This is a genomic window from Algibacter sp. 2305UL17-15, assembly GCF_040720935.1.
Classification (GTDB): Bacteria; Bacteroidota; Bacteroidia; order Flavobacteriales; family Flavobacteriaceae; genus Jejuia.
Map to the genome: position 1 here is coordinate 26,163 of NZ_JBFDAE010000022.1, position 16,093 is coordinate 42,255.

Genomic DNA, 16,093 nt, shown 5'->3' on the forward strand with positions numbered 1-16,093 from the left:
TTTATGTCTAATGTTAGTCCTTGAAATAGACTATGACATTGAAGTTACTTGAATGATGCTAAACCCAAATTAAAATAAAATTATAAAATGGATGGAGGATATTATGCTATAAAAGGATTTGAATACCAAATTGATAAAAACATTCTGGAGATTCTTAATGAATCAAACGAAAATAAAGCAATAAATATAGAACAAAATCAAGATATTGATTCTGTTGATTTTGTGATGCAAGTAAAATACAAGGAAGCAACAAAGTTTACTCCGTCTACAATTAAAAAACCGGTAATTCAACTTATAGATGAGTTCAAAAAAAACAATTCAAAACAATATATTCTCTATTGTTATTTCAAGGATTTTAATGGTTACACAGAATCTACATCAATTGATACAATTTTAGGCTCTTCAAAATCAAATTATACACAAAAACAAAGAACTGATTTTGAAAAGGCTTTTAAGTTAAATTTTGCATCTCAATTTGATATCCAGTTAGAACAAACTATTCGTTCAATACAAAATTTGAATTACAATGAAGATGAAGCTATTATATTTCATAGTAGAGCATCCAATTTTTTAAGAAATTTAGTTGTAAATAATCCCCCTAATCAAATATCAAATAGAACTTGTACTAAGAAACAATTGATAGAACTTTTTAGAAATGATAGAAAAGTAATTTTTGATAATAGTTTTAGATTTTTCAAAGGAAAGGATTCTTATTTCAAAAAAATAAAAAAGGATTTTTTTACTTTTAAAAATATAGACAAAACAATAAGAATTTTCATTATCGAACTTGATGGTTTAGAAACTAATTCAGAGTTAGTATTACTGTTAAAAAAGATAAGTGAAAAGTGTTTAAAAAATTTACAAAGAGATATTAAAGGTGAAGCTCCATTTGTGTTCATTCGCAATATTGATTCGCAAAATATAGTAAAAATTAAAGAAGAATTGGTACAAACCAAACTGATATTTAAAGACGGTTACAATTTTTTGAATAGTAAATTTAACTTGAATTCAATTACTTTAAAATCATCTAAAGAAAATCAAATTTCACTTAAAATAATAAATAATGAAACTGAATTAAATCAAATAATTGACTTTAATTTCAACGCGATAAAAGAAGTTTATCAATTTTTCAAAAGCAAACCACTAGAAATAAACCAAGATGTTAAAGAAACTAATATTGAGGTTCAAAGCTCAAATGAAATATTAAAAATCATATAATATGACAAACCAAAATGAAGTAAAAGAGCCGAATGCAGAAGTAATTGCTGTGTATCCTAATAGAGTCAAAATTTCAGTAGACGATTTGAGTAAGTTTTCTACAATAGATAGCCAATTAGAAAAATTAAGAGTTGGTTCATACTTAGAAGTTTCAGATGATGATAACCATAAATTAATCGTTATTATAGAAAGTTATTCTATAGAATATAAAGAAGAAAAAATAATTGAAGAAAATGGTGATGAAAGAATCCTAAAAAACAAAAGATACATTATAGAAGCGAATCCTCTTGGTACATTGGTAAATGATAAATTTCAAAGAGGGGGTGACTCATTAACAATTCCACCAACCAAAGTGAGACCTGCAAGCGCTGATGATATAAAAAAGATATACCAATCTGACGTAACAGAAAATGAAAAATTTTCGTTTGCTACACTTTTAACAAACAAGGATATTGAAGTTCCTGTAAATGGAAATAAATTCTTCAATAAACATTTTGCAATTGTTGGTTCTACTGGTTCTGGTAAATCACATACAGTTGCAAAGGTATTACAAGAAGCTGTAAATTCTAAAAATGGTGGTTATGATGGATTAAACAATTCTCATATTGTGATTTTTGACATTCACGGAGAATATAAAAAAGCGTTTCCTGATTCAAATTATATCGACATAAATAATCTAACATTGCCATATTGGTTACTAAATAGTGATGAGTTAACTGAGCTTTTTATAGACACAGATGCAAATGACCATAACCAAAGAAGTGTTTTTCAAGAAGCAGTAACTTTAAATAAAAAAAAGCATTCAACTGATGGTGTTGAAACAAAAGCAAAAATTCATTTTGATTCTCCTTTGTATTTCGATATTAATGAAGTGCTTCAATATTTGAAATATCGGAATATAGAACAAAAACAAAGTAGTGATACATCCATAGTATGGATTGATGATAAAGAAGAATTCACTTTTTCAGAAGAAACTGCACTAAAACTCTTTAAAAAAGGTCTTACTATAAAAAAAGGAAGTGCTACAGGAACTCTAAATGCAAAGTTTATAAATTTCATAAATCGTCTACAAATCAAATTGAATGATAAAAGATTAGATTTTCTACTTGATGAAAAGGCTAAAAAAATAACATTCGAAGATACTATTAAGCAATTCATTGGATATTCAAGTGATGCAAATAAAAACTCAAACGTTACTATTATAGATTTAGGTGGAATTCCATTTGAAGCATTAAGCATAACTGTGTCATTAATTTCAAGAATGCTCTTTGAGTTTGGATTTTACTACAAGAAAAAATTAGACGAAAGTATTGATTGTGAAACACCAATTTTATTACTTTACGAAGAAGCTCATAAGTACGTTCCTAAAAGTGATTTAGTAAAATACAGGTCTTCCAAAACCGCTATTGAAAGAATAGCAAAAGAAGGTCGTAAATATGGTGTAACTCTCGGAATTGTAAGTCAAAGACCTTCAGAAGTATCTGAAACAATATTTTCTCAATGCAATACATTTATAGCAATGAGATTAACTAATCCAGATGACCAAAATTATGTAAAAAAGTTGCTACCTGATACAATGGGTAATATGACCGAAATGTTACCCTCTTTAAAAGCAGGCGACGCATTACTTGTTGGTGAATCTATTGCAATTCCATCACTAGTTCGTTTAAATGAGTGTTCGCCATCTCCAAAATCATCTGATATCAAATATATTGAAGTTTGGAAAGAAAAATGGAAAGATGTTGAATTTGGTGATATAATTCAAGAATGGAAAAAGTAAAAAAGTTTAAAAATATTTGTATCCAACGCTAGTGTTCGTTTGTAACGAGTACCGTATTTAGTAAGTTTAAATGTCAATTTATGGTCACTCGTTAAAAACGAGCGCCAGCAAATAGTCTTTTTGAGTAAGAAACCAAAATCAGCAAAACAACCAAACCCAAATAAATTATAACTGTATTTTGCTGATAGCTGCGTTAAGGGTTGCAGCGGCATCCTTTTGGTTTTTCGATGGAAAGTAATGAATCAAAAAACACTTATGGATTTACCTGTGGATTCCTGCCTGCGCAGGAATGACAAAACCATAAGATACAGCGGAAAGTCCGACCCCGACAGGGTAACGCCCAAATTAAAAATATAGAAGAAAACCAAACTGAATACTGCAACTGTAAACTGCGACTATTTATTCTTATTCCGTTTATTATAATTCTTATCGCCCCTTGTCTTAGGTTTTTTATACTTAGCGGCAATTTTAAATTTATAGCTTCCGCCTAAATTTTCTTTGGAATTCTTTTCAGATTTATCGTGGAATGCTGGTCCGGGCGCATCTTCATCTTTTCGTTTTGTAGGGTTGTTGCGCTCTTTTATTTGCGGACGTTCTTCTGGAATAAGTTCGGTAGAAATCTCCACCACTTCGGGGATTTCTAGCACAGGAATTTCCATTTTCATTAAAGCTTCAATATTTTCTATGGATTCTTGTTCTTTTTCGGTAGCAAACACAAGGGCTTCGCCTTTACGTTCCGCACGACCTGTTCTACCGATACGATGCATGTAATTTTCGGGGAAATCGGGCGTATCGAAATTGATGACATGAGACACGTTATCAATATCCAAACCACGCGCCATAACATCGGTGGCAACCAGAATTCGGTTCTCTCCGTTTCTAAATTGCTCGATGCTTCTCAGTCTGTAATTTTGTGTTTTATTGGAATGAATAACGCAGAGTTCTTCTTTGAAAAATTCGTCTAATTGTTCAAATAATCTATCAGCCATTCGTTTATATGCCACAAAAATGAGGACTCTATTAAAGTGTTCGGTATCACGTAACAGGTGTACTAATAAATTTACTTTGGTGTAAAAATTAGGCACTTTATACAATTGTTGTGAAATATTTTCGAGTGGTGTTCCAGAAATAGCAATAGAGACACGCTCCGGACTTTTAAAGAAATCGTTAATTAAAGCGCTTACATCTTTGGTCATGGTTGCCGAAAACATGATGTTTTGCCGGCGTTCTGGCAATAAATCAAAAATGTTTATCAATTGGTGTCTAAACCCTAAATCGAGCATCACATCTACTTCATCAATCACTAATTTTTGGATGGATTTTAGTTGCAATACACGGCTCAATGCCAAATCGTACAAACGTCCTGGAGTTGCTACCAGAATATCTATACCTTCTGCAATCGCTCTTTTTTGAGTGTTAATATTAGTACCACCATAAACGCCCAAAACACGATTATTGATGTATTTGGACAGTTTTTCAATTTCATCTACTACCTGAACTACCAATTCTCGCGTGGGTACTAAAACCAAAACTCTAGGATTTTCTTGCTGCGAATATTTTAATTGTTTAAGAATTGGCAACATATAGGCAAAAGTTTTACCTGTACCTGTTTGCGCAATACCCACAACATCTTTACCAGAAGCCACAACATTAAAGGCTTGGGCTTGAATAGGCGTAGGCGTTGTAAAGCCTAAATCGTCTAAAGCATTAAAAAGTGGTGTGTTTATGTTTAAATCTTGGAACGTCACGATGTGCAATTTTGCGGCAAAGTTAAGCTTATTCTTGGGCTTAGACTAAATGGTTGTTGTGTATTTCTATATTATAAGTGGCTTGAAACGATTTGTTGGGCGCTAAACTTAAAATCCCTTCTTTGTCTTTAAGGTTTTGATTGGTGGTTTCGCTATCGGCAATTCCTAGCCAAGGTTCTATGCATACATAATCGCCGTTTGGTTTTGCCCAAATGCCTAAATAATTGAAATCTTGATAACTCACCGATAAAATTTCGCCTTTGTGTTTACTTTTTAAAGCGACTTTTCTTGATTTTAAATCTTTGAATATGAGGGCGTCTTCGTTGAATAAATCGTGCTTTAATTTCAGGATATTTGAGTTATTGAATATTGATTTGGTTTGTGAAGTTACTAGTCCGCTTTCTAGGTTTAAAAGATGGGTTACAGAATTCTCGGGATGTTCAAACTCTAAGAAATAATCTTCATAAGCTTCATTTTTGTACACAGGACATTTAAAAGCAGGATGTCCACCGACTGAGAAATAAAGGGGTTTATCATCTAAATTCTTAATAGTATGTAATACTTCAATGCAATTATCTTTTAAAACGTAAGTGATGGAAAACTTAAATTTAAAAGGATATATTTCTAGTGAATCTTCGGAATATTCTAACCCTAAAGTCAAACTGTTTTTGGTTTCGTTTAATAATTTTAAGTTCTCGTTATTTCTAATAATTCCATGTTTTGGTAGGGTATATGTTTTGCCTTCAAAAATATAAGTGTCTTCTTTTAGTGCACCAATAATTGGGAATAGGTTGGGGGCATAACTCCCCCAAACCTCAGGATTGGCGTCCCACATAAATTGGGTGTTGTTTTTTACAGATGAAATTCCGCAAAGTTCTGCGCCTGTTTTTTTGACTTTTATTTTAAGTTTATCGTTTTCTAATGTGTACATATTTTTTTTTTAAAGAATTAAAATAGTGATGCATCTAAATTTAGTTAAAAAGAATGAAACGACACACCCCTTAATCCCCACATTTTATAGGAAAAACTCATACGTAAAAGTTTCCCTCCTAATAAGGAGGGATTAAGGGAGGTGTAAGATTCGTTCCTTACATCTAAAAAGTTTTAATAGTCGACTTTTTATTAAACTAGCATTAAAGTAATACAGAAAAAACTTAGTTTTAAAAATTTTGAATAAGTAGGTGATAAAAGCTGAAATAAAAAATTAAGCTGCTAAATATCAATAGGTTTCTAATTTTGCCTTTTCTCTATTCCGTTACGTCATTATCATTTATAAAGGATAAACAAAATTTTTGCGCTGTAATGAAGGATTCTAAGTAACTTTGCTCAATAATATTTTCTATTGAGAACCACACAAATTCATAAACTTAAAAACATTGAAACTTTTAAAAATCAATTACTGATTTGGGCACAACAATTTGATGATGTGGTGTGGTTGGATTCCAATCCCGATAGCAATCGGGACGAGCAGAACTATTATAGTTATGATGCTATTTTAGCCGTAGATGCATTTACAGGTATCCAAACAGATGAACACCAGGGGTTTGAGAAACTCAAAGAATACCAAACCAACACCAACGATTGGATTTTTGGCTATCTCACTTACGATTTAAAGAATGATGTTGAAAATCTAAAATCGCAAAATTTTGATGGCTTAGAATTCCCGGATCTGTATTTTTTTCAGCCTAAAAAATTGTTTTTAATAAAAGGGAATCAGGTTGAAATCAAATATTTAAATTGCGTGGATGATGAGTTTGAAGCGGATTTAAAAGCCATTCGTCATTGCGAGGAGGCACGACGTGGCAATCTATGTGGTGACATTAAAATAAAACTCCAAATCCACAAAGACGAATACTTCAAAAAAGTAAATAAAATATTGGAGCACATCCATCGTGGCGATATTTACGAAGCCAATTTTTGTCAGGAGTTTTATGCGGAAGATACCTGCATCAATCCATTGGAAACCTATCAAAATTTAAATCGGATTTCAAAACCGCCATTTGCTTCATTTGTGAAGTTATATGATAAGTATGCATTATGTGCATCCCCAGAACGCTATTTAAAAAAAGAGGGCAATACCATTATTTCGCAACCTATTAAAGGCACAGCAAAACGTTCAGAAAATAAAGAAGAAGACCATCAACTAAAAACCGATTTAGAAAATGATGAAAAGGAACGCAGCGAAAACATCATGATTGTAGATTTGGTGCGCAACGATTTATCAAAAACAGCATTAAAGGGATCTGTTAACGTCAAAGAATTATGTAAAATCTATTCGTTTGATCAAGTACACCAAATGATTTCTACAGTTACTTCAAAAGTAGAGCACACCACCCATCCCGTAGATATTATAAAAAGCACGTTCCCAATGGGCAGCATGACGGGGGCTCCAAAAATTTCGGCAATGAACATTATTGAAGATCTAGAGGAAACCAAACGGGGCGTGTATTCTGGAGCCATTGGCTATGTTTCGCCAGAAGGAAATTTCGATTTTAATGTTGTGATTAGAACCATTTTATACAACGAAAGTAAGAACTATGTGTCCTATTCGGTTGGTGGTGCAATTACTGCAAAAAGTGATCCTTTAAAAGAATATGAGGAGTGCTTGGTAAAGGCTAAGGCGATGCGGGAGGTTTTGGAGAATTAGGTATAGTCGCAGTATTCAGTCTCAGTTTTCAGTCCCAGTATTCGGTCGTGGTCGCTATTCAATTTTCATTGCGTGAAACTTTGCGCCTTTGCACCTTTGCGAGAATAACATTTTAGTCACAGTCACAGTCCCAGTATTCGGTCGCGGTCGCTATTCAATTTTCATTCCGTGAAACTTTGCGCCTTTGCGCCTTTGCGAGAATAACATTTTAGTCTCAGTCATAGTCGCAGTCACATTATTCAGTTGTTCTCGCAATTTAATTTTATGCCGAAAAAACTTTGAGCCCCTGCCCGCCGTTTAGGTAGGTTTGCGCTAAAATAAATATTAACTTTGAGCGTGCTCGAAAATTTCAAAAAACATACCACAAAAAACCTCACTTTTCTTCGGGAAAGCAAACTCTTAATTGCCATTTCAGGAGGCATTGATAGCGTAGTTTTAACCCATTTGTGCAAAGCATTAAAACTCAACATTTCACTAGCACATTGCAATTTCAATTTGCGAGGCAAAGAAAGTGATGCCGATGAAGAATTTGTTTTAGAGCTTGCTGAAAATTTAGAAGTTGAGGTTTTTATCCAGAATTTCGACACCAATTTATACGCCAAAGAACACAAGCGTTCCATCCAAATGGCGGCACGTGAATTACGGTATGCATGGTTTGAGGAGTTAGCAGCACAACTAAAATTCGATTATATTTTAACCGCCCATCATGCCGATGATAACTTAGAAACGTTTTTAATCAATTTTACGAGAGGTACAGGGTTGGAAGGTCTAACAGGAATCCCTGAAGTGAACGATAAATTTGTGCGTCCGTTATTACCTTTTTCAAGTGAAGCGATTGAAAACTATGCCAAAGAACATCACATTAAATGGCGGGACGATAGCAGTAATAAATCGACAAAATATTTGCGCAATAAATTACGGCATGAAGTAATTCCTATTTTGAAAGACATCAATCCAAGTTTATTACAAAGCTTTCAATCCACACTAACTAATTTGAACGATTCTTCAGCAATTGTAGAAGATAGTATTAATGGGTTTTTAAAAAATGCGATTGAAAGTATGGATGATAACCAAGTGAAATTCAAAATTTCGGAATTTAAAAAAGTCAATCATCCAAAAGCCTATTTATATGAAGCTTTAAAAGAATTCGGATTTACAGAATGGAATGATGTTTTAGGTTTATTGGAGGCAGAAACAGGTAAGCAAGTGTTTTCATCAACACACCGTTTAATAAAAAACAGGGCGCATTTACTGTTGAGTGAAATCAATTCAGAAGCAAGTGAAACTATTTCTATTTCAGAAAACGAAAAACAAGTGGAAACGCCCATTGGAATCTTTTTTTTTGACGAAGCCGATGGCGTTACAACATTGAATAAAAATGAAATTTTCGTTGATAAAGATAAATTACAATTTCCGTTAACCATCAGAAAAAAAGAGGAAGGAGATGTGTTTTATCCGTTAGGAATGAACGGTAAAAAGAAATTGAGTAAGTACTTTAAAGATGAAAAATTATCGCTTTTGGACAAAGAAAATACTTGGCTGTTATGTTCTGGAGATGCTATTGTTTGGGTTGTTGGTAAGCGAGCAGATAATCGTTTCAGAGTAACAGAAAACACGAAGCGTATTCTAAAAATAACTTTAAAATGATTCTCTCTTTTGGAGAGATGTCCAAAGGACAGAGAGGATGAAACTAAAAGGCAAAATAATAGACATACAAAACAAGCACATTTACAAAGGAGAAATCACTTTTGAAAATGGTAAGATTATATCTATTGTTGAAAAAGAACATAGCGTAAACCGTTACATTCTTCCCGGTTTTATAGATGCCCATATCCACATTGAAAGTTCTATGTTGGTACCTTCGGAATTTGCAAGAATAGCTGTAACGCATGGTACTGTTGCCACGGTTTCAGACCCACACGAAATTGCCAATGTTCTGGGGATTGAAGGTGTAGAATTCATGATTGAAAACGGAAAGCAAGTTCCTTTTAAATTCAACTTCGGCGCACCATCTTGTGTACCTGCAACTGATTTTGAATCTGCAGGCGCGGTCATCGATTTCGAAGGAATTAAACTATTACTTGAAAACCCAGACATCAAATATCTTGCGGAACTGATGAATTATCCGGGCGTTCTTTTTGATGATGCTGAAGTATTGAAAAAAATAGAATGGGCAAAACATTATGATAAACCTATTGATGGACACGCACCCGGACTAAGAGGAGAAGACATTTCAAAATATATAAATGCAGGCATCTCAACAGATCATGAGTGTTTTACATATGAAGAAGCTTTAGAGAAACTTCAAAAAGGCATGAAAATTTTAATTCGGGAAGGAAGTGCTGCCAAAAACCTTGAAGCGTTAATCGATTTATTACCAGACCATTTTGAAAACATGATGTTTTGTAGTGATGATAAACATCCAGACGATTTAATCATTGGTCATATCAATCAATTATGTGCAAGAGCAGTTTCAAAAGGAGTGGATGTTTTTAAGGTGTTACAAGCGGCTTGCGTTAATCCTGTGAAACATTATAATCTGGATGTTGGTTTATTAAATGTTGGGGATGCTGCCGATTTTATTTTAGTTGAAGATATATCAGCATTTAAAACGCTACAAACGTATATTAACGGCGCATTGGTTTTTGATAGGGGCGAACCTTTAATCAAATCAGTTGTATTTGAAAATCCCAATAATTTTAAGTGTAGCAAAAAGGAGATTTCAGATTTCAGATTTGAATCTTCCGCAGAAAAAATCAGAGTTATTGAAGCTTTGGAAGGACAGTTGGTAACCAATGAATTGATAGAAGATGCTTTAATAGAAAACGGAAATTTGGAATCAAATGTTGAAAAAGATATTCTGAAAATGACTGTGGTCAATCGTTATGAAAATAGTGAGCCAGCTATTGCATTCATAAAAAATTTTGGATTAAAAGAAGGTGCTATTGCAAGCTCTGTTGCTCACGATTCCCATAATATTATTGCTGTCGGCGTTTCGGATGAGGCAATCTGTAAAGCGGTTAATTTAATCATTGAAAACAAAGGAGGTATTTGTGCCGTTTCAGATTCAGACCTGTCCATCGGAACGGGAGAAGAAAAAATAGTACCACTTCCCGTGGCAGGAATTATGAGTGATAAAGATGGTGAAACAATTGGAAAACAATATGCGGAATTAGATAGAACGGCAAAAGATTTGGGTTCAAATTTGAATGCACCTTTTATGACGTTGTCTTTTATGGCATTATTGGTAATTCCTGCTTTAAAATTGAGTGATAAAGGGTTGTTTGATGGAAAAGATTTTAAATTTACGTCTTTGGAGGTCTGATTTGTTTGCTAAATGATATTTCACAGAGATTCGCAGAGAAAACACAGAGATTCACGGAGATATTCTCGCTAATGACTAAAGTCAAAAGAATTGATGAAAATGAACAATGAATTTTAAATAGACAACTGAAATTACTGATCCCGATAGCTATCGTGACTGAGACTTTGACTGCGACTGCAAACTGAATACTGCAAACTAAATTTTTATCGCGCAAAGTCGCAAAAACGCAAAGAGTGTAAGCTGAAAAATGAACAATGAACAATGAATTTTAAATAGACAACTGGAACTACGGATCCCGATAGCTATCGTGACTGTGACTGCAACTGTGACTGAAAACTGAATACTGCAAACTAAATTTTTATCGCGCAAAGTCGCAAAAACGCAAAGAGTGTAAGCTGAAAAATGAACAATGAACAATGAATTTTAAATAGACAACTGAAATTACTGATTCCTATAGCTATCGTAACTGAGACTGCAAACTTAGACTGCGACTGCGACTGCGACTGAGACTGAATACTGCAAACTGAAAACTGAAAACTGAAACATGCCAATACTAAATTCAACCTACAAACCTCCTTTTTATTTTAAAAACGGATTTATCTCTACAGTTTATTCTGGTTTGATCAGAAACGTTTCTTTGGATCAACAAAGAGAACGCATCACTTTATCAGATGGCGATTTTCTTGATATAGATTGGAGTTTTTCAGAAGAGAAATCAAATAAATTAATCATACTTCTTCATGGTTTGGAAGGCAACGGGCAACGCCCTTATATTACTGGACCAGCTAAGCAATTCAACGAAAACGGAATTGATGCGGCTTGTGTGAATTTTAGAGGTTGTAGCGGCGAGGATAATTTAAAATATTACAGTTACCATTCTGGTGCAACCGAAGATTTAGCGACCGTAATCCAGCACGCCATCGAAAAAGGGTATTCTGAAATTTATTTAAAAGGCATTAGTCTTGGTGCAAACGTTATTTTAAAATATTTAGGAGAACGGGATACTGTTCCAAATGAAGTAAAGGCTGCAGTTGCGGTTTCTGTACCTTGTGATTTGTCTGGTGCATCTAAAGAATTGCATACACTCAAAAACAAATTGTACCACGATAGATTTTTAAAACATCTATTGAACCGTTTAAAACAAAAACAACAGCGTTTTCCGGAATTTTTAAAAGCAGAAGCTGTGAATTCTATTAAAACGTTAATCGATTTTGATACGGTTTATACAGCAAAAGCACATGGTTTTAAGGATGCAGAAGATTATTACGCAAAATGCAGTAGCCTTCAATTTCTTCCTAACATCAAAATCCCAACTTTAATTATCAATGCTTTAAACGATTCTTTTTTATCGCCTCGATGCTACCCAGTTAAGGAAGCAAAAAACAATCCGAATCTCTATTTAGAAATGCCTCAATTTGGCGGACATTCAGGGTTTATTGCTAAAAAAAGGGGGTACTATAACGAGAAGCGCGCTTTAGAGTTTTGCTTAGAAAACACGAAGTAAGTAAATATCAGGCTAATTTTGGTGTGATTGACCGAGTGTTAAATTAATAAGTTGCGAGTAATTTAATGACAATTTTTAATATCTTAATACCAAAATAAATATTATGCCGACTTTCAACTTAAAAATCAACAACAAAACCCATACTGTTGAGGCAGATATGGACACCCCTTTATTATGGGTGCTAAGAGATAAAATCAACCTAGTAGGCACCAAATTTGGCTGTGGTATTGGGCAATGTGGTGCGTGTACAGTTCATGTGGATGGCAACGCAATGAAGAGTTGTTTATTGCAGGTTTCTCAAGCTGAAGGCATGAAAATCACAACCATAGAAGGGCTTTCAGAACATGGAGACCATCCCGTTCAACAAGCTTGGAAGGAAATTGATGTGCCACAATGTGGGTATTGTCAAGCGGGACAAATTATGACAGCTTCGGCATTTTTGAAGAAGAACCCTAATCCGTCTTCATCTGAAATAAGAAACGCAATGCATGGAAATATTTGTCGTTGCGCAGCTTACAATAGTATTGAAGAAGCCGTAAAAATAGCATCGGAAAAATTAAGTTAAACACCTATAAATATTCAAAATGATGAAACCTTCAGAACAGATTAAATTTAGTAGAAGATCATTCTTAAAAACATCGGCTTTAGCCAGCGGAGGTATGTTGATAGGTTTTAACTTATTCAACGCCTGTAAAGCGGACGCTGAAATGCCCATTGATTTAAGCCAATTGAATTATAACGATTTTAATGCATTCATAAAAATTTCGCCCGAAGGGAAAGTCACTATTTTTTCGCCAAACCCAGAAATTGGTCAGGGTGTAAAAACGTCGATGCCAATGCTTATTGCAGAAGAATTGGATGTGCCTTGGGAAGATGTATATGTTGTTCAAGCACCATTGGATGCTGAAAATTATACCAGACAACTTGCAGGAGGAAGTCAGTCTATTCGTCACGGATGGAAACCATTGCGTGAAACAGGTGCTACGGCAAAACAAATGCTGGTCAATGCTGCTGCCGCGAGATGGGGCGTAGATGCCTCTGAATGTAAAGTTAATAACGGAATTATTACCAACGGAAAAGGAGAAACTTTAGGCTATGGCGATGTGGTTTTAGAAGCTGCAAATCTCGAAGTTCCTGAAGATGTAGTGCTGAAAGACCCAAAGGATTTCAAAATTATTGGCAAAGGAAAAGGAAAAGGGAATGTTGATATTGATAAAATTATAACAGGAAAACCCTTATTTGGACTAGATTATAAAGAGGAAGGTATGTTGTATGCTTCGGTTTTAAGACCACCGGCATTTGGACAGATTTTAGAATCTTATGATGATTCTGCAGCAAAATCAATGCCTGGGGTTGTGGATGTCATTACCATTGGCGAAAAAGTGCGGGCTCTTTTTGATGCCGGCAAAAAAAGCTGGACTACACAATTGAGTACTACAGATAAAGTTGTGGTTATCGCTAAAACGACGTGGGATGCTATGAAAGGTAAAAAAGCGATTAAGGCGATATGGAAAAATGATTCTTCTTTGGAAAGCACCGAGTTTCATGATGAAAAACTACTGGAGCTGCTTAATGACAACAAATTTAAAGAAAGACGATCGGACGGAAATATCAAAAAAGCATTTAAAGAGGCAGATAAAGTTGTAGAACGCATTTATGAAGCACCATTTCTACCTCATAACTGTTTAGAGCCCATGAATTTTTTCGCAAATGTTACCCCTGAAAAAGTACATTTGGTAGGCCCGGTTCAAACGCCTGCTGATGCTGCTAAAGTTGTTGCTGATCTTTTGGGTAGAGACCTTGAGGATATTCATTTAGAAATGACGAGAATGGGTGGCGGTTTTGGAAGACGTTTGTATGGCGATTTTGTATATGAAGCTGCTGAAATATCAAATGCCATTCAAAAACCAGTTAAAATAGTGTCTTCTAGAGAGGATGATATGACGACAGGAATTTATCGTCCTGCCTCAAAATATAAAATTTCGGCATCAATTAAAGATGGTAAATTAACGGGATATCATTTAAAAGAAGCTTGTATCAATGGGAATATGTATGGGTTGATTCCAAACTTCTTTCCAGCGGGAGCTATTGAAAATTATCAAGTTGATACAGCAAATTATCAAAGTAATATTACAACAGGTGCATGGAGAGCACCGTTTACAAATTTCTTGGCGAGTGCAGAACAAAGTTTTTTTGATGAACTCGCGGAAGAACTAGGGGTTGATCGTGTGCAATTACATCTAGATTTGCTGGAGAATGTAAAAAACAATCCCGATCCTAACATTGAATACAGCCCAGAACGTTTGCAAGGTGTTTTGAAATTGGCAGTTGAAAAATCGAATTGGGGTAATGTTAGAAACGGTGTTTATCAAGGGCTTTCGGTATATTACTGCCATAATACACATGTTGCCGAAGTTGCAGATATCACCATGGAAAATGGAGTGCCATCAGTTAAAAAAGTAACCTGTGCCGTAGATTGCGGCATTGTGGTCAATAAACTAGGAGCGTTAAACCAGATTAAAGGCGGAGTTATTGATGGGATTGGGCATGCATTATATTCCGATTTTGGGTTTAAGGATGGTGTGCCAAAATCAAATAATTTCAACACCTATCAACTCATTCGTATGGGGCAAACGCCAAAAGTAAATGTGCATTTTGTGGAAAACGGTTTAGATCCTACAGGCTTGGGAGAGCCAACGCTACCGCCTGTTGGAGCCGCAGTTGCTAATGCAATTTATAAGGCTACCGGAAAGCGTTTGACGAAGCAACCTTATATGAGTCATCTAAATATTGAAACAGAAATTCTTGGGTAATTTTTAAAGCTTTTTGAGAACTAGGATTGTAAATGACACACGAATTCAAAAATATAGTAGAAGAAGCTTTAGTAGCAAGAAAAAAAGGTGTTTTATCTGTACTTGCCTCTGTTGTGGCATTAGATGGTTCATCTTACAGAAGACCTGGAGTGAGAATGCTGATTCTAGAAAACGATAAAATGATAGGGGCCGTAAGCGGAGGTTGTGTTGAAAAGGAAATTTTAGTGCAATCCCAATCTGTTTTTACAACAGGAGCACCTAAAATCATGACTTATGATGGGCGCTATCGTTTAGGTTGTGAAGGCATTTTGTATATTTTATTAGAACCTTTTAATCCGAATGACAATTTTATAAACTCGTTTTTTAAGTGTTTAGCTGAAAGAAAATCTTTTGAAATAATCTCATATTTCGAAAAATCAGAAGACGTTTCAGAAGGTATTGGATCTCATTTGAAAATAGGACAAGAAACCTATGCAATGTCTGACGATTTTGTAAAACAAAAGCAAGAACCCCTCTCTGTTTTTAAACAGATGATGCCACCATGTTTTAAACTTGTTATTATTGGCGCTGAACACGACGCGGTACAATTATGCAACTATGCTGCATTAACAGGTTGGGAAGTTACAATTATAGCTGGCATCAAGGAATCAAAATCTATTGATGATTTCCCTGGGGCTCATGGGTTTTTTGCAACCACGGCAGAAGCCATGGATGTATCATTAATTGACAATCAAACAGCAATAGTATTAATGACGCACAATTTTGCAATCGATTTGAGATTTTTGGTGGCCTTGCAACATACAACTCCTAATTATATTGGTCTGTTGGGGCCATCAAAGCGAAGAAACGATTTGCTCTCTCAATTTATCGAATATTGCCCAGAAATAGATGACACTTTTTTGGAAAAAATTCATGGGCCTGCTGGTTTAAATATCGGTTCAGAAACACCTCAGGAAATCGCAATAGCCATAGTTTCCGAAATATTGTCGATCACAAGAAAAGAAACGCCAATTTCCTTAAGTAAAAAAACAGGAACTATTCACCTGAAGCGCTAGGGT

The 16,093-nt window shown here is 34.7% G+C and carries 11 protein-coding genes; 9 read left to right on the plus strand and 2 right to left on the minus strand.

From position 1 onward, the window contains the following. The first annotated feature begins 87 nt into the window (after window positions 1-87). Together ABXQ82_RS17525 and ABXQ82_RS17530 are read left to right on the plus strand one after the other, a co-directional pair. Window positions 88-1,218 carry a hypothetical protein gene (locus ABXQ82_RS17525; protein WP_367062864.1) on the plus strand — a complete coding sequence of 377 codons (1,131 nt, stop codon included), beginning with the start codon at window positions 88-90 and terminating at the stop codon, window positions 1,216-1,218. A 1-nt stretch (window position 1,219) separates the two neighbouring features. Next, entirely contained in the window at window positions 1,220-2,998 is a 1,779-nt protein-coding gene (locus tag ABXQ82_RS17530) for an ATP-binding protein (protein ID WP_367062866.1), read from the plus strand. Between the two features lie 395 nt (window positions 2,999-3,393). Here the strand turns inward: ABXQ82_RS17530 and ABXQ82_RS17535 are convergent, their stop codons facing one another. Together ABXQ82_RS17535 and ABXQ82_RS17540 are read right to left on the minus strand one after the other, a co-directional pair. Next, window positions 3,394-4,746, minus strand: a complete 1,353-nt coding sequence (locus ABXQ82_RS17535; RefSeq protein ID WP_367062868.1) for a DEAD/DEAH box helicase — start codon at window positions 4,744-4,746, stop codon at window positions 3,394-3,396. Window positions 4,747-4,786: 40 nt separating this feature from the next. Next, complete coding sequence (locus tag ABXQ82_RS17540) at window positions 4,787-5,677, minus strand: aldose 1-epimerase family protein (protein WP_367062870.1); 891 nt, start codon at window positions 5,675-5,677, stop codon at window positions 4,787-4,789. A 411-nt stretch (window positions 5,678-6,088) separates the two neighbouring features. Here ABXQ82_RS17540 and pabB point away from each other — a divergent pair, with 411 nt between their 5' ends. From pabB to ABXQ82_RS17575, 7 genes are all read left to right on the plus strand, one after another. Then, window positions 6,089-7,393, plus strand: coding sequence for an aminodeoxychorismate synthase component I (pabB, locus tag ABXQ82_RS17545; protein WP_367062872.1), 1,305 nt, complete (start codon window positions 6,089-6,091; stop codon window positions 7,391-7,393). A 336-nt stretch (window positions 7,394-7,729) separates the two neighbouring features. After that, window positions 7,730-9,040 (plus strand): tRNA lysidine(34) synthetase TilS, encoded by a 1,311-nt coding sequence (tilS, locus tag ABXQ82_RS17550; protein WP_367062921.1) that lies wholly within the window; start codon window positions 7,730-7,732, stop codon window positions 9,038-9,040. Window positions 9,041-9,077: 37 nt separating this feature from the next. After that, on the plus strand, window positions 9,078-10,718 hold the full coding sequence (ade, locus tag ABXQ82_RS17555; RefSeq protein ID WP_367062874.1) for an adenine deaminase: 1,641 nt from the start codon (window positions 9,078-9,080) through the stop codon (window positions 10,716-10,718). Window positions 10,719-11,262: 544 nt separating this feature from the next. Beyond that, entirely contained in the window at window positions 11,263-12,222 is a 960-nt protein-coding gene (locus ABXQ82_RS17560; protein WP_367062876.1) for an alpha/beta fold hydrolase, read from the plus strand. A 103-nt stretch (window positions 12,223-12,325) separates the two neighbouring features. After that, window positions 12,326-12,787 carry a (2Fe-2S)-binding protein gene (locus ABXQ82_RS17565; protein WP_367062878.1) on the plus strand — a complete coding sequence of 154 codons (462 nt, stop codon included), beginning with the start codon at window positions 12,326-12,328 and terminating at the stop codon, window positions 12,785-12,787. Between the two features lie 22 nt (window positions 12,788-12,809). Further along, window positions 12,810-15,035, plus strand: coding sequence for a molybdopterin cofactor-binding domain-containing protein (locus ABXQ82_RS17570; protein WP_367062923.1), 2,226 nt, complete (start codon window positions 12,810-12,812; stop codon window positions 15,033-15,035). Between the two features lie 32 nt (window positions 15,036-15,067). Further along, entirely contained in the window at window positions 15,068-16,090 is a 1,023-nt protein-coding gene (locus ABXQ82_RS17575; protein ID WP_367062880.1) for an XdhC family protein, read from the plus strand. The last annotated feature ends 3 nt before the right edge of the window (window positions 16,091-16,093 follow it).